This window comes from Hyphomicrobiales bacterium (assembly GCA_016125495.1).
In the GTDB taxonomy this organism is placed as follows: domain Bacteria; phylum Pseudomonadota; class Alphaproteobacteria; order Rhizobiales; family RI-29; genus RI-29.
This window is the reverse complement of the sequence record WGLQ01000002.1, coordinates 340075-355637: the sequence shown is the minus strand read 5'-3', so window position 1 is coordinate 355637 and position 15563 is coordinate 340075. Positions and strand designations below refer to the sequence as shown.

Here is a 15563-nt window from a genome sequence, read left to right as displayed (position 1 = left end):
AGATGACCATCGAGATCACCCACGACGGCCCCGTGCAGGTGCTGCGCTTTGCGCGACCGGAAAAGCGCAATGCCGTCACCGGCCCGATGTATGCGGCCCTCGCCGATGCCCTAGTTTCCGGTGACGCCGACCCGGCCATCGCCGCGCACGTCTTTGCCGGCACGCCGGGAGCCTTTTGCGCCGGCAACGACCTCTCGGAATTCCTCGCCTTCGCCCAATCCGGCGCCCTCGGCGAGCCGGTGCTGCGCTTCCTGCGCTCGCTCGCGACGACCGCCAAACCGCTGGTTGCCGCCGTCGACGGCCTTGCGGTCGGCATCGGCACGACGCTGCTCTTTCATTGTGATCTCGTCTATGCGAGCGATCGTTCGAGCTTTCGCACGCCCTTCGTCGACCTCGCCCTGGTGCCCGAAGCGGCCTCGAGCCTCCTGATGCCTGCCCGCATGGGCCACGCCCGGGCCTTCGAGATGCTCGCGCTCGGCGATCCGTACTCCGCCGCAATGGCGCGTGAGGCCGGTTTCGTCAACGCGGTCACACCCCCCGACGAGGTCGAGCACCGCGCCCTCGAGGCAGCCCGACGCCTCGCCACCAAGCCCGCCGGCGCGCTCGCGGCGACACGCCGGTTGCTGCGCGGCGAACCCGATGCCGTGCTGACGCGCATCGATCGGGAAGCCACGGTCTTCGCGGAACGCCTCGCGAGCCCCGAGGCACGCGCCGCCTTCGCCGCATTCCTCGACAAGCGCGGCTCGGGGAGCGCCTGATCCACGACCGCCGCCCGAATGCGCGATCGACACACCCGCCACCCGGCCCGCACGCATTTGCCGGGGACACTTGGCGATCCGTGCGCACCGGCACTGGTCAAACCGGCGGCCATGCTCCATGTCTCCATGCGCGATGATTGAGGCTCTTCTCCAGACCGCGAGGCGCCGATTGCCGAGACGACATTCGTGTAGCGGCCGGTTGGCCGACACGGCCGCTCGTCCATGCGCGGCCCCGGCCGTTCGCCGGCCCGCGTCTCCGAACGCCATGCTCACGTTGTTCCTCGCGCTGCTCCTCGCCATCGCATCCGGCATTGCCGAGCGCGCCCACGCCACGGCCGCCGAGGTTGCCGAAGCCGACGATTTCAAAGGGTTGACCGCCGTCAGCGCCCACCTTGCGGAAACACCACGCATTGGCGGCGTGCCGGCACTGGCTGCGGCCGTCGCCAGTGATGGCACCTGGCGACTCGCCGCGCCGGATGGGCGCACCGTCACCGCCTCGGGTCGCTACGAGCTGCGAACGGCATTGCGCTGGCTCCCGCTCGCTGGCGTCGGCGCCCCGGCGACCGCCGGCGATGCGACCGACAGCGAGCCGCAGAGTGAAATCGCCCTGCTCGTTGCTCCCGACGGGCTCGCCACGACCCCCGGCGCGCTCGCGCTGCTTCCCAAGCGCGTCGCACCGCACACGCTCATCGAAGGCCGCGTCTATCCGGTCCGCGCCGGCGAGGAAGGCCCTGCCTATGTGGTCGCCCATGGGCGCCTGCTCCTGCCACTGACGTCCGACGGCTCGACAGCCGAGTTGCTGTGGCACCTCCGCCGCCGAACGGTCACCGACCGCACGCGGCTGCTTGCGCTCGATCCCGAAGGGGCGGCCCGGCTCGGCGTCCGCCCCCCGTGGCGCCCATTCGTGCGACGCAACGCCGACGTGGGACGACCGGTGGCGACCGTCGAAAAGGTGATGCCGGAGGCGCTCCATGGCGCCTGGACGCGCCTCGACGGTCAACTGGTGATCCTCGCTGGCGCAGTGCGCGATGGCGAATTGCTGGCCGGCCCGAAGACCGAGCCCGATCCGCGCATGCGGGTGACGGCACTGGTTCGCTCGGCGCGAGCCGCCGGCGTCGAACTACTCATCGTCGACACGGCCAGCCCGACCCAGCCCGGCAGCCGCAATGTCGTCTGGCAGCCGATCGACGTGGCCCGTCTGGAGCGCGCCCGCAAGGAGCCGACACTCGGCCACCTCTTAACGGCGATCGCCTACCAAGGCCAGGGGCTGCGCCTCGAACGAACCGCCGCCATCGATTCCACGGGCGGTCTGACGACGGGCCTCAGTGTCGAGCCGCGCGCTGGCCTCGATGCTTTGCTGGACGCGGCGGCACCGGATGTCGTCAGCGGCGCCGGGGCGGTCGTGGTCGGTGTCGTCACCGGCCTCGTTGCGCGTGCGAACGGTGATCTGGAGGCCCGCTCCGTCACCGCTGCCCTCGCGAGCAGGGCCCGCCTCGAGGAGTTGCGGCTTCGGATCGTTCCCTGGGCGCCGAGCTGGCTCCAGTTCGGCTATCTCGCACTCATCGCGATGGGCTTGCTCGCGATCCCGACGGCGACCCGCTGGTTCCATGCCCTCTGGCCACCGCTGCCGCTATCGGTACACCGCTCCGATGCCGAACTGGTGGCCCGTCGAGGCGGCCGGATACTCGTGTTCCTCTTTGCATTTCTGCCGGTCGTCGCGCTCGCCGCCGTCCCCGTCGAGGTGGCCCGGCTGGCGCGCGCCATCACCGCGCGCATGGACGGCGAACCGCGGACCGCCGGATAGGGCACTTGCGACCGCCCACCTCGTGGCGCATCGTCGCACCAGCGACCCGCTGATGCAGCAAGGAGACAGCCGATGGCAACGCTCGCCGGAAAGACGCTCTTCATCACCGGCGGCAGCCGAGGCATCGGTCATGCGATCGCAGTGCGCGCCGCCCGCGACGGGGCAAACGTCGCCATCGCCGCCAAGACGGCCGAGCCGCACCCCAAGTTGCCAGGCACCATCCACACCGCCGCCGAAGACATCGAACGGGCCGGCGGCAAGGCTCTACCCATCCTCTGCGACATCCGCGACGAGGCGGCGGTCGCGGCGGCCGTCGAGCGAACCGTGGCAACCTTCGGTGGCATCGACATCTGCGTGAACAACGCCAGCGCCATCCAGCTGACGCGGACCCCCGACACCGACATGAAGCGCTTCGATCTGATGCACCAGATCAACACGCGCGGCACCTTCCTCACATCGAAGCTCTGCCAGCCACACCTTCGCAAGGCCGCCAACCCGCACATCCTGATGCTCTCGCCACCACTCGACCTGCGGACGAAATGGTTCGCCGGCCATGTCGCCTATTCGATCGCGAAGTACGGGATGAGTCTCTGCGTCCTCGGCATGGCGGGTGAGTTCGCGCGCGACGGAATCGCGGTCAACGCGCTCTGGCCACGCACCACCATCGCGACCGCTGCCATCGCCAACATCGTCGGCGGCGATGCGGTTATGCGCGCGAGCCGCACCCCCGAGATCATGGCCGACGCCGCGCACGCGGTTTTGACGAAGCCGTCACGCACGTTCACCGGCCAATTCGTGATCGACGACACGCTGCTCTACGAGGAAGGCGTGCGCGACTTCGACAAGTACCGCGTCGACCCGACGGTCGATCTGCAACCGGACTTCTTCGTCCCCGATTCCTCGGTTCCGCCGGTCTCCCTCAAGGCGGTGAACACCTGAGATCGGCCGACCCCGCGCCGCGCGACGGCCCGGCACCCAAGCACCCTGCGCGCCGACGGCTGCAACCCTTCCTGGTGCGCCGAGGATTTCCCACGGATGCGAAAGTCGTTGCTGCCGCTGGCCATAACGCTTCATCCCGGGACATGGATTAACCGTTCGTTTAGGGTTCCATCTTACACTATCCACAACCTGAGATTGTGGAATGTGGCCATGCCCGGCACCCTTCGAAAGCATCACGCTGCAATGGCCGTGGCAACGTTCATGGCGGCGGCCCTGGTCGTGCAAGCCCACGTCGGTGCCCCGGACATGCGCATGCGCGAAGCGCCGGGCTCCACCATCGAGCGGTCGCCGAGCCAACCGGTCGCCGTCTGGCAGCCTGCGGATGATTTCCTCGACGACCTGCTTCCCCCTGAAGCCAGGACCGCTGCGGCCCGGCACGAGGAGATCGCCGACGAACCTTGCGGCGACCACTTCCGGAAACCGACCTTTGCCAGGTACACGTTGAAATCATTAACAGATTTCAACTCTTGCACGGCGCTCCCCGGCTTTCTCGTCGTCGTGCGTGGAGGCGATGAGGCACGCCCACGCACCATCGAAGTGGCGGCCGAATCCCCACTCCCGAAAGTCACCGGACGCGGCGCCGAAGTCGCCCCGGGACCATCACCCGACCGACCGACGCTGCACCCGCGGGAATACTTTCACGACGTTCTGGGGGTGGTCATCCCGGACGATCATGGACGCATGAATGTGCTCGCCGTGTTCAGCCGCGAGGCCGAGGTGTCCGTCATCAACGCACAACTCCCGGTAGCGCTGGACGTTCACGTGCCCACCCCGACACTGATTCGCGCCAACGGTCGCGACACGCTGCCCGTCGACCGGGCCGAGGTCCGTCTCGCGAGCGGGATCGTCGGCGTCGTGCGCCCCGAGGTCCGCATCGCGGCAACCGATGGCGATCCGGTGGAAACGGCCTCGACGCAGGGCCACCTGACGCCGACCGCCGCGATCGCCGACGAACCCTCGGTCGAGTTGCCGGAACAGGCGCCAACCGCCCGCCCAACGGTCAGCCCGGCGCCGACCCGAGCAAAGAAGCCCGAGGCCCCGGCTCGCACGCGCCAGGCTCAGAAGCCGGCCGTTCAACGCGGTGCCAACCGGCCCGCCGCGCGTCCCGCGCAAGCCGCGCCCGCCACCACCGGCGGATCGGGTCGCGTCAAATGGTACATGCAGCCGTTCGGCAAGCAGTAGCGCTCCGGCCCGGGCCGCATCGCGGCATCGGACCGGCCTGCGGCCCCCCGTCAGAGCAGGTTGGAGGCGAGTGCCGGATGCGGCACCGATGGCACGTACCCCAGCAGCGAACGCACAATGAGCAGCGCGCCGAAGGCGAGCAGCACGCCCCCCGAGATGCGATTGATCAGCAGGAGCCGCCGCGCCGTGAGCCTGTGGCGCAGTGTGCTGATGACCCGTGAGAGTCCGGTCCACCACAGCATGCTGCCCGCCATGACCGATATGACGAACGTGAAGGCGTCGCGGTAGGTGGTGAAGCCGCCGAGCGCCGTGCCCGTGCCACCGACCAGGGCGAAGATGCCGAGCACGGCGCCCGGGTTGGTGATGGTGAGAAGGAAGGTCTGCGGCGCGGTCCACTTGTCCGCCAGCCGCCGCTTGCCAGCCGGCGCACCGCCATCGGTCTCGAGGCTCTTGCCACCCGCCATCAGCTTCAGACCGAATGCGGCGAGGACGCCCCCTCCGATCAACTGGATCTCGAACCCGTAGTCGTCGATCGTCTTGGTGATCGCGGTAATCCCCGATGCGGCCGCCATCGCCAGGACGCCATCGGCGAGGACCGCCCCGAGCCCCGCCGCGATCCCGCCCCAGAAGCCCCGCTCGAGCGTGCGCTGAATGCAAATGATGTTGACCGGTCCGACGGGCGCCGCCACCAGGATCCCGAGCGCGAGCCCGGCCAGGATATAGTGATGGTCGGGTATCATGACCGACCTCGGTGGATCGAGGGCCCTCGCGCCGGGACGCGCTCGGCCGGGCCGCACCCGGCCCCCCCGCGTGCCGCCCCGCCACCCCTGCTGGCAAGTTGCAATTTGCCGGTCCGCATGCTGGATTTATGCTCTTCGATCGGGATCGGTGGCCTCGAACCGCGAATTCGCCCGGGAGGATGTCGGATGGCACGATGGACGGTGATGTGCCTTTGGCTCGCTGGCGCGATAACGGCGAGTCTCCCCTCTATGCCCGCATTCGCTGCCGGGCATGGTTACATTCTGGTGTCACTCGTTGCGCAAAGTGAACGCTCCACAGCCGATTCCGGCATCGGCGCGATCGATGCGCCGGCCGAGGAGATGCGTAACGCGATCGTGGATGCGGCCCTCTCCGGCAGCTTCGAGGCGCTCTTGGCGGTTGTCGAACTCAACGAACTGCCGCCGGACTTCGGGCCGGGCATCGCAACGCCCGCTGGCGCCGTCGAAGCCTGGCAGCGCCACGATCCCGCGTTCTCCGGCCGGCTGGTTCTGGCGCGTCTCGCCGCCGTTCTCGCGCTGCCGCCCGCCGAGCGGACCGAGAACAGCGCCCGTGTCTATGTCTTCCCCTACCTCGTCGACGTCGACCTGCAAAGCGCGAGCGGCGAGGATATCGTCGCACTTCTCCAGGTCGCGAGCCCGAACGAGGCGGGAACCATGCTGGCGGCCGGCCGCTATACCGGCTGGCAGGTCGCCATTTCCGAGGATGGGGTCTGGCTGTCCTTCACACCGCCGAATGGCGATTGATCGAACGGCCGGATCGGGCCGCGCCTTCGGATGCGATCAGCCGACGGATCGCCTGGGCACCGTCAGTCCGTGGAAATCGATCGCTTCGCCGACCCCCGCCTCGACGATCTCGCCCTGCCACATCACCTGCCGGCCACGCACGAACGTGCCGACCGGCCAGCCTGTCACGGCCATGCCGTCGTAGGGTGTCCAGCCGCAGCGCGAGGCGATCCAATCATTGGTGATCCGCTGGCGGCGCTTCAAATCGACGATGGTCAGGTCCGCGTCGTAGCCGGCCGCGATCCGCCCCTTGCCGGCGATGCCGAAGAGGCGCTGTGGCCCGTGGCTGGTCAGATCGACGAAGCGCTCGAGCGACAGCTTGCCACCGTTGACGTGGTCGAGCATGACCGGCACCAGGGTCTGCACGCCCGGCATGCCGGAGGGAGATTGCGGGTAGGGCTTGGCCTTTTCCTCGAGCGTGTGCGGGGCGTGGTCGGAGCCGAGCACATCGACGACACCATCCGCGAGTGCACGCCAAATCGCCTCGCGATGACGCGAACCTCGCACCGGCGGGTTCATCTGCGCCAGGGTCCCGAGCCGTTCATAGGCCTCCTCGCCCGCGAGTGTCAGGTGGTGCGGCGTCACCTCGACGCTCGCCGCGTGGCGATGGGCCTTGAGGTAGGCCATTTCCTCGCCGGTCGAGATGTGCAGCACATGCACGCGCTTGCCGAGCCGCGTGGCCATCTCGACGAGCCGGCGCGTCGCGATGAGCGCCGCCTCCTCGTCCCGCCACACGGGGTGACTGGAGGCATCTCCCGGGATTCTGAGCCCGGCGCGCTCCCTGAGGCGTGGTTCGTCTTCGCAGTGGAAGGCCGCGCGCCGTGAGATTCGCGAGACCACGGCCTCCAGTCCGCCATCGTCCTCGACCAGCAGGTTACCCGTCGAGGAGCCGATGAAAACCTTGATGCCGGCTGCCCCGGCGAGCCGCTCGAGGCGTCCGACGTCCGCTGCGTTTTCCCGCGTTCCACCGACGTAGAACGCGAAATCGCAGTGCATGCGATGGTGCGCGCGGGCGAGCTTGTCCGCCAGCGCCTCCTCACTAGTCGTGGTCGGGTTCGTGTTCGGCATCTCGAAGACCCCGGTCACGCCGCCCAGCACCGCCGCCCGGCTGCCGCTTTCGAGGTCCTCCTTGTGCTCGCCACCCGGCTCGCGAAAGTGCACCTGGGTGTCGATCACACCGGGCAGGATATGCAGCCCCCGCACGTCGATCGTTCGGGCCGGCTTGACGTCCCGCGCCGCGCGCCCGAGCGCGACGATGCGGCCCTCCGCGATGGCGATGTCCGCCTCGTGGGTGCCGTCGTGATTGACGACGGTGCCGCCACTGACCAGCAGATCGACGTGCTCTTGCATCGCACTCCCCCGGGTGACACGAACGCAGGCACGCTTGAAAGGCCCACGCCCCTAACGTAAGTCTTGCGCGCGTGCATGAAAAGGCCGCGATCCACGCGAATGCGGACGCTCCGCGCCGCGGGATCGTGTCGATCGTGCCATCGTTGAGGAGCGCACATTGATGCCAGCCGAACGCAAGTGGACCCTGCTCGATGACCGGGCGATGGTCCGCGTGTCCGGCCCCGACGCCGCCGGCTTCCTCAACGGTCTCGTCACGAATGCCGTCGACGGGCTCGAGGAGTTCATGACGATCCGCTTCGCCGGATTGCTGACGCCGCAGGGCAAGGTGCTATTCGACTTCCTCGTCTGGAAGTGGGACCGGGAGTTCTACCTCGACTGCCCACGCCCGCTCGTCGGCGATCTCGTCAAGCGCCTCGGGTTCTACCGCCTCCGTGCCAAGGTCGAGATCGCCGACGCCAGCGATCAATTGGCGGTCGCGGCGATCTGGAGCGAGGAGGGCGACCTCGGCCCACCGGCGTCACTACCGGATGACGTCATGGCCTTCCGGGACCCGCGCCTCGAGACCTTGGGCAGACGCGTTGCCGCCCACCCCGACACGCTCGCTACGGCCGGCGTCGGCCTCGCAGAGCGGATCGCCGGAAGCAGCGCCCTACTCGCCGAGGCGCGCCTCGCCGACTACCACCACCACCGCGTCCTCCAGGGCGTTCCCGAGCTGACCCACGATTATGCGCCGAACGAGGTCTATCCACACGACGTCGATTACGACCTGCTCGGCGGGATCGACTTCAAGAAGGGCTGCTACGTCGGTCAGGAGGTCGTCTCGCGCATGCGTCACAAGGCGACCATCCGCACGCGCACCGTCGCCGTCGAAGCGCGCCCGAACGGCGCGCCGCTGCCGCCGGCAGGTACCAAAATCCGCGCCGGCTCGGTCGCCATCGGCACGCTCGGCTCCTCCAGCAGGGGCCTCGCGATCGCCACCTTGCGTCTCGACCGTCTCGCCCGCGCCCGCACCGCAGGCGAGACGATGACCGCCGGCGACGTCGCGATCGACGTGCGCGCCGTACCTTGGCTCGCAGGCGAGCTCGAAGCGGTCGCGGCAACGAGCGGGCCAGGAGATTGCGGAGACGCATCGTGAGTCATCCTGCGACCGACTGCCCCTGGCCGGGCGAGGACCCCCTTTATCGGCGCTATCACGACGAGGAATGGGGCGTACCTCGCACGAGCGATCGCGATCTCTTTGAAAAGCTGGTTCTGGAAGGCTTCCAGGCCGGCCTTTCCTGGATCACGATCCTGCGCAAGCGCGAGCACTTCCGAAACGTCTTCGACGGTTTCGATCCCGAGCGTATCGCGCGCTACACGCCGGCCAAGCTCGCCGCCCTCGAGGCCGACCCGGGCATCGTACGCAACCGGCTGAAAATTGCCGCCACGGTCGACAATGCCCGCGCATTCCTCTCCCTGGCGGAGCGAGGCGTTAACCTCAGCCGCCTCCTCTGGAACCACGTCCTGGAGCAGCCGCCGCGCCCCGCCATCGTCGCCATGAGCGAGGTGCCAGCCTCGACCCCGACCTCGATCGCCATATCGAAATCATTGAAAAAAAATGGTTTTCGTTTCGTCGGCCCGACCACGGTCTATGCCTTGATGCAGTCGTGCGGCCTCGTCAACGACCACCTCGCGAGTTGTCGGCGCCATGGCCCCTGCGGGGAGCTGCAGGCGGCCGTCGTTTCGCGTATGCTGGACGCGAGAAGTCCGGCGTCGCCAGAATGACCAAGGGCCGAGCGATTGCCGCGCTCGCCAGGCGCCGAAACCCGCCGACACAGTCGAAACGAACCCCGTACCGAGAGTCCCCTCCCCATGCGCAGGTTCCGCTTCATCGCCGGACTGATCCTCTTCCTGGCACTCCTGCCGGTCTTTTCCGTCCTGATCGCGTCCGCGCTCGCCGGGACCTACGACTGCACCCTGCACGAGGGGTTCCCCAATCCCTGTCGGATCGGCGGGCTCGATTGGGGGAACACTCTCTATTCGATGTTCGTCATGGGTTGGCTGGCGCTCGCGACTCTGCCGATCGCCGCCCTCGTCGTCGTATTATGGCTCGCCTTCGAAATTGCGGCCTACGTGCGCAGGCGCCGTCAACGGGCGTGACGGCGCCCTGAGGCCGGGCATGGCACCGGCTGGCGCGAAACCGGATTTGGAGTCCGATGGCATCACGATCGAAGCACTCGCCGACCGTCACGTCACCAGAGGTTCCGAGGGCCTGGCAGCGCATGCTGTCCGGCCGCCGCCTCGACCTCCTCGATCCCTCGCCGGGTGATATCGCCATCGAGGATATCGCCCACGGCCTCGCCCGTGTGGCGCGCTGGAACGGCCAGACCCACGGGCCCCATGCCCTCTCCGTCGCCCAGCACAGCCTGCTGGTCGAGGCGATCGTCCGTCATCTCTCGCCCGCTACCGAGCGCAGCCGGCCCCTGCTCCTGACGGCCCTCCTCCACGACGCTCCCGAATATGTCGTGGGCGATCTCATCAGCCCCTTCAAGGCCGCGATCGGAGACGACTACAAGGCCGTCGAGCGGCGTATCTTCGCCGCTGTCCTTGTGCGCTTCGATCTGCCGAGCCCGCCCAACGCCGCCCACCTTGAGGCGATCAAGTCCGCCGACCGCATCAGCGCGTATTATGAGGCGAGGGGCGTTGCTGGATTTTCTCCGGATGAGGCTCTTGCGATTTTCAGGGCGCCGCCCGACCTGCCGAGTGAACTGCGGCGGCAACTGGAAAAGCTCACGCCGCTCGATTCCGAGAGCGCCGGGCGCGCCTTCATGGAGCGTTTCGAGGCTTTGAACCGGCACATATGAGACGAACCGGCTGCACCGTCCTCGGACGTGGCGGGGGCGGGGCCGGCTGGGGTGGCAAACGACGGACGGCACAGTGACCAGGATGGCGATCCGGAACCCAGAGCAGCGTCAGTCCTGCCTCCACGTCTGCCCGCTGAGCGCGGTGGACGAAACCCTCGTTCGCTCGGGCGCCCGCCACCTCGTGAGCCTCATCAACGAACGCATGATGCCCGCGACGCCGGCCTTCATCTCCCCTGCCAACCATCTGCGGCTTTCGATGAACGACATCGTCCGGCCGACCGACGGCCTCGTCACCCCGGACGCCGAGCATGTCGAACAGCTACTGGCATTCACCGAGCGATGGGACCGCACGGAGCCCATGGTCGTACACTGCTGGGCGGGGATCAGCCGATCGACCGCCGCGGCATTCACCATCGCGTGCGCCCTTCTGCCCGACCGTGACGAGATGGCGCTCGCGCTGGCGCTTCGATCCGCTTCGCCGTCGGCCTACCCCAATCGGCTGCTCGTCACCAATGCGGACCGCATCCTCGGCCGCGACGGGCGCATGGTGCGCGCCGTCGAGGCGATCGGGGCCGGAACCCCGACATCCGAGGCCACACCGTTTCTCTTTCCCCTGGAGGTGTGATGGCCCGCCGGCGAGCATCCCCGCCAGCCGGCAGCCTCTGAAATGTGACGTCGATTCGCCACAATGTTCCCCACCGCTGGAATTTCGACCCGCGGCATCGAGATTCCGCACCGGGCGGCAACATCAGTTTTCTGAACAACCGCTTGATATTTCCGCGCGAACATTGGCTGGAGCCCCATGGTGTCCTGACGCCCTTTACGACTCGCCTAAATCTGAGCAAAATGTGTTTTAACTATACGGCGAAAGCGGGTGTGTGTGGCGGGACGCCACGCAGGTGCTGAGTTGTACGAGACGGTCGGCTGCGATGGACCCGAAAGGACAACGATGAACGTGCCCAACACCATTGCATGGGAATCCGGAGTGACCGCAGCAACACTCGAAATCGGATTGACCGCCGCGATCGGAGCCGTCGATGGCGGTGATCCGCAGATCCTGACCGTGCGCACGGGCACCGCCTCGGCGCGCTACGATTCCCTGCCGAACGGCCCCTTTTCGCCGCGAGATCACCGCACGCTCGAGACGGGGCTGCGCACATGGGTGGCCAAACAATCGGGGCTGAACCTCGGCTTCGTCGAGCAGCTCTACACGTTCGCCGATCGCGGTCGGCTGACGGAGGCCACGAGCAAGCAACCGCACGTCGTCTCGATCGGTTACGTCGCCTTGACCCGCATGCCGGAGCCGACCGTGCAATCGGGCGGCGCCTGGCGCAGCTGGTACGCATTTTTCCCTTGGGAAGACTGGCGCAACGGCAAGCCGGATATTATCACCCGCGAGATGCTGCCGCGGCTTCGGGATTGGTGCGAATCACCGGAAGCCGCCACGCGGGCCCATCAGCCGATGCGTCCGATCGATCGGCTGAAGATTTGTTTCGGCATCGATGGCGCGAGCTGGGACGAGGAAAAGGCCCTCGACCGCTACGAATTGCTCTACGAAGCCGGTCTCGTTCGCGAAGCCCGCGAGGATGGCCGACCCGCCGCGCACCGCTGGGCCGACCTGCCGGCCTTCGGCCAGCCGATGATGTTCGATCATCGCCGGATTCTCGCCACGGCCATGAGCCGTCTGCGCGCGAAAATCAAATACCGGCCGGTGATCTTCGAGGTGATGCCGCCCGAGTTCACGCTGTTCGAGTTGCAACGCACCGTCGAGGCCATTCTCGGCAGTCACCTCCACAAGCAGAACTTCCGTCGCCTCGTCGAGAATGGTGGGCTCGTCGTTCCGACCGGCGAGGTTCGAGCCAAGACCGGCGGCAGACCCGCCAAGCTCTTCAGGTTCAGGCGCGAAGTGCTCCTGGAGCGCCCGGCGCCGGGCGTGCGCGTTCATGCGGTGAACGTCTGACCCACATGCTTTGGACGCATGGCGCGCCATCGAATGCGCGCGCCATCCGCCGGTCTTCGACGAAGTCGTTGAAGTGCAGCGCCAAGCGCCCGCAAAGCGGGTGCCACTCGCGGCCTCGATGACGCACCTGCCTATCCGAACCTCGCGATTGTTTGTGGCCGGACCGATTGCATTTCCTGTCGATTGGTCCATATGATTGTCACAAACGGGTGTCGAAAGGGCGCTTCGCGAGGCCGGCCGGCGAGCCGGCTAATTTAAGACCCAAGATATACTCAAACTGAGTATTCTTGGTCGACGCTAGGCCCGGCAACGGGCGATGCCCCGCCCTGGTGGGGCTGAGGAGGTGAATATGACCGAGCTTTCGATGGTCGACCGCACGACGGGCAAGACCCGCCGCTTCAAGTCGCTGGAGATGCCGGAACTCGTCTGGACGCCAGAGGTCGAGCGCGAGACCGCGCACCTCTACGAGCGCGTCGAGACCGTGATCCCGCGCATCGAATGGCCGGCTCTGGCGCCGACGATACATGCCATCAACAAGCTCAAGAAGGTGCGCAACGCCGTTATCCTGGCGCACAACTACATGACGCCGGACATCTTCCATTGCATCGGCGATTTCGTCGGCGATTCGCTGCAACTCGCCCGCGAGGCCGCACGCGTCGACGCCGACGTGATCGTCCAGTGCGGCGTCCACTTCATGGCCGAGACGTCGAAGCTGATGAACCCGGAAAAGACGGTGCTGATCCCCGACAGCCGGGCCGGCTGCTCGCTCGCCGATTCGATCACCGCCGAGGACGTCCGCCTGCTCCGCGAGGCCTATCCGGGCGTGCCGATCGTCACCTACGTCAACACGTCGGCCGCCGTGAAGGCGGAATGCGACATCTGCTGCACCTCCTCGAACGCCGTCAAAGTCGTGGAATCACTCGGTGCGCCGCGCGTCCTGCTGATCCCCGACGAGTACCTGGCCCAGTATGTCGCCCGCAACACCAAGGTCGAGATCCTGACCTGGAAGGGCCATTGCGAGGTCCACGAGCGCTTCACTGCGGCCGAACTGCGCGAGTACCGCGAGGCCAACCCTGGGATCCGCATCATCGCGCATCCCGAGTGCCCGCCCGAGGTGATCGACGAGGCCGATTTTACGGGCTCGACCTCGGGCATGATCGATTGGGTCAAGACCAATCGGCCCGCCAAGGTGTTGATGGTGACCGAATGCTCGATGAGCGACAATGTCGCGGCCGAGACGCCCGATGTTCAGTTCATCCGGCCGTGCAACCTCTGCCCGCACATGAAGCGCATTACCCTCCAAAAGGTTCTCGAGGCGCTCGTCTACATGCGCGAGGAGGTGACCGTCGATCCCGCGGTCGCCGCCAGGGCGCGCCAGGCCGTCGAACGCATGGTCAACCTCACCCACTAATCGGGTGAGAGGCGGCCGGCCGTGATCCTCACCCGAGGACGACGGCCGGCCCCGCGGCTCCCGGCCCCGAGGTCTCGAGCCAATCGGAGGACCAGGCGATGGCTGAGGCGGGCGACGGCATCGTGATCGTCGGGGCGGGGCTCGCCGGCCTCTTCACAGCGTTGCGCCTCGCCCCCCTGCCCGTCACGGTTCTGACCCCCGCCCCGCTCGGCGAAGGCGCCTCGAGCACTTGGGCGCAAGGCGGTATCGCGGCCGCCGTCGGCGAGGGCGACAGCCCCGAGGCCCACGCCGCCGACACGATGGCTGCCGGCGGTCCGCTCGTCGACCCGGAGGTCGCGCGCACCGTCGCGAGCGAAGCGCCCGACCGCATCCGTGACCTGCTGCGCTACGGCGTCCCCTTCGATCGCGACCTTGCCGGCCATTTCGTGCTCTCGCGCGAAGCCGCCCACTCGGCCAAGCGGATTGTCCGTGTCTCGGGCGACCGGGCCGGCGCCGCCATCATGCAGGCGCTGATCGCGACCGTTCGTGCCACCCCCTCGATCCGCGTCCTCGAGGGCGTTTCGGCACATGGCATCCTCTGCCGGGAGGGCGTCGCCACCGGCCTTCGCACCGCGCGCAGCTCCGCTGCCAGCAGTGGCCGGGCCGAAATCCGCGCCAACGCCATCGTGCTCGCGACCGGCGGCATCGGCCAGCTCTATCAGCTGACGACGAACCCACCGCACGCGCGCGGCACCGGCCTCCTCATGGCGCTCGAAGCCGGCGCCACCCTCGCCGACATGGAGTTCGTCCAGTTCCATCCAACGGCCATCGACGTCGGCCTCGATCCCGCACCGCTCGCCTCCGAAGCCCTTCGTGGCGAGGGCGCGGTGCTCGTCGATCGATCCGGCCGCCGTTTCATGGCCGCCCACCATCCGGACGCCGACCTCGCCCCCCGCGACGTCGTCGCACGCGCCGTCTTTGCGGAGATCACGGCCGGTCGCGGTGCATTCCTCGACTGTCGCCAGGCGATCGGCGCGCGCTTTGCCAGCGCCTTTCCGACCATCCATGCGCACTGCGCCCGCGCCGGCATCGATCCCGCGATCGACCTCATTCCGGTCGCCCCCGCCGAGCACTTCCACATGGGTGGCATCGAGACCGACCTCTTCGGCCGCACCTCGGTGCCGGGCCTCTGGGCTGTCGGCGAGGTCGCCTCGACGGGTCTCCATGGTGCCAACCGGCTCGCCTCCAACTCGCTTCTCGAAGCGGTCGTGCTCGGAGCCCGCGTGGCCGAGGACATCGCCGCCCATCACGGCCGGGCGCGCCCGCTCGCCCCCCCGGTGATCACGACGCCCGCCGCCCCCCAGAGACACGAGCCCGCCGATGCCCCGCTGGTGCGGGAGGTTCGCCGGATCATGACCCGCGATGTCGGTGTCGTGCGCACCGGCGAGGGATTGCAATCCGCTCTCTGCGCATTGCTCGCGATTGCGAACGACACGCGTCCTGGCCTTCACCAGCCGATGGCGCGGCTCGCCGGCGTGATCGCACTCGCCGCCCTCGAGCGCAAAGAGAGCACCGGCGCCCACTACCGTGCCGACCACCCGGCCGCGGCGATGGCACCGCGGCACAGTCGTCTCACCAACCAGCTGATCCGCAATGCGTTCGCGATGTCGGGCGCAGAATGCCTGCCATGACGGGTCGGCCCCTGGCCGTTTGCC

At 67.9% G+C, this 15563-nt stretch carries 15 protein-coding genes; 13 read left to right on the top strand and 2 right to left on the bottom strand.

What is annotated here, in order from left to right:
- Window positions 1–2 precede the first annotated feature (2 nt).
- From GC150_02120 to GC150_02105, 4 genes are all read left to right on the top strand, one after another.
- On the top strand, window positions 3–758 hold the full coding sequence (locus GC150_02120) for a crotonase/enoyl-CoA hydratase family protein (GenBank protein MBI1383697.1): 756 nt from the start codon (window positions 3–5) through the stop codon (window positions 756–758).
- 265 nt (window positions 759–1023) lie between these two features.
- On the top strand, window positions 1024–2562 hold the full coding sequence (locus tag GC150_02115; protein MBI1383696.1) for a hypothetical protein: 1539 nt from the start codon (window positions 1024–1026) through the stop codon (window positions 2560–2562).
- Between the two features lie 72 nt (window positions 2563–2634).
- A complete protein-coding gene (locus tag GC150_02110) occupies window positions 2635–3501 on the top strand; it encodes an SDR family NAD(P)-dependent oxidoreductase (protein ID MBI1383695.1) in 867 nt (288 codons plus the stop codon).
- Window positions 3502–3609: 108 nt separating this feature from the next.
- The gene (locus GC150_02105; GenBank protein ID MBI1383694.1) at window positions 3610–4743 is read left to right on the top strand and encodes a hypothetical protein; all 1134 of its coding nucleotides are present in this window, start codon (window positions 3610–3612) and stop codon (window positions 4741–4743) included.
- A 50-nt stretch (window positions 4744–4793) separates the two neighbouring features.
- Here the strand turns inward: GC150_02105 and GC150_02100 are convergent, their stop codons facing one another.
- Window positions 4794–5483 carry a lysine transporter LysE gene (locus GC150_02100; protein MBI1383693.1) on the bottom strand — a complete coding sequence of 230 codons (690 nt, stop codon included), beginning with the start codon at window positions 5481–5483 and terminating at the stop codon, window positions 4794–4796.
- Between the two features lie 186 nt (window positions 5484–5669).
- On the opposite strand from GC150_02100, the gene GC150_02095 reads away from it, so the two are divergent.
- Window positions 5670–6266 carry a hypothetical protein gene (locus tag GC150_02095; GenBank protein ID MBI1383692.1) on the top strand — a complete coding sequence of 199 codons (597 nt, stop codon included), beginning with the start codon at window positions 5670–5672 and terminating at the stop codon, window positions 6264–6266.
- A gap of 36 nt (window positions 6267–6302) precedes the next feature.
- Here the strand turns inward: GC150_02095 and GC150_02090 are convergent, their stop codons facing one another.
- Window positions 6303–7655 carry a dihydroorotase gene (locus GC150_02090; protein MBI1383691.1) on the bottom strand — a complete coding sequence of 451 codons (1353 nt, stop codon included), beginning with the start codon at window positions 7653–7655 and terminating at the stop codon, window positions 6303–6305.
- A 160-nt stretch (window positions 7656–7815) separates the two neighbouring features.
- Here GC150_02090 and GC150_02085 point away from each other — a divergent pair, with 160 nt between their 5' ends.
- The 8 genes from GC150_02085 to GC150_02050 all read left to right on the top strand — a co-directional run bounded on the left by GC150_02085 (window position 7816) and on the right by GC150_02050 (window position 15539).
- The gene (locus tag GC150_02085; GenBank protein ID MBI1383690.1) at window positions 7816–8790 is read left to right on the top strand and encodes a folate-binding protein; all 975 of its coding nucleotides are present in this window, start codon (window positions 7816–7818) and stop codon (window positions 8788–8790) included.
- Window positions 8772–9419, top strand: a complete 648-nt coding sequence (gene tag / locus GC150_02080; protein MBI1383689.1) for a DNA-3-methyladenine glycosylase I — start codon at window positions 8772–8774, stop codon at window positions 9417–9419. Before GC150_02085 ends, tag begins: the two co-directional genes overlap by 19 nt.
- Before the next feature lie 87 nt (window positions 9420–9506).
- The gene (locus GC150_02075) at window positions 9507–9794 is read left to right on the top strand and encodes a hypothetical protein (GenBank protein ID MBI1383688.1); all 288 of its coding nucleotides are present in this window, start codon (window positions 9507–9509) and stop codon (window positions 9792–9794) included.
- Between the two features lie 56 nt (window positions 9795–9850).
- Window positions 9851–10498, top strand: coding sequence for an HD domain-containing protein (locus GC150_02070; GenBank protein MBI1383687.1), 648 nt, complete (start codon window positions 9851–9853; stop codon window positions 10496–10498).
- An 82-nt stretch (window positions 10499–10580) separates the two neighbouring features.
- Window positions 10581–11123 (top strand): protein tyrosine phosphatase, encoded by a 543-nt coding sequence (locus tag GC150_02065; GenBank protein MBI1383686.1) that lies wholly within the window; start codon window positions 10581–10583, stop codon window positions 11121–11123.
- A gap of 324 nt (window positions 11124–11447) precedes the next feature.
- Window positions 11448–12458, top strand: a complete 1011-nt coding sequence (locus GC150_02060; protein ID MBI1383685.1) for an NAD regulator — start codon at window positions 11448–11450, stop codon at window positions 12456–12458.
- Between the two features lie 349 nt (window positions 12459–12807).
- Window positions 12808–13869 (top strand): quinolinate synthase NadA, encoded by a 1062-nt coding sequence (gene nadA, locus GC150_02055; GenBank protein ID MBI1383684.1) that lies wholly within the window; start codon window positions 12808–12810, stop codon window positions 13867–13869.
- Between the two features lie 98 nt (window positions 13870–13967).
- Window positions 13968–15539 carry an L-aspartate oxidase gene (locus GC150_02050; protein MBI1383683.1) on the top strand — a complete coding sequence of 524 codons (1572 nt, stop codon included), beginning with the start codon at window positions 13968–13970 and terminating at the stop codon, window positions 15537–15539.
- The last annotated feature ends 24 nt before the right edge of the window (window positions 15540–15563 follow it).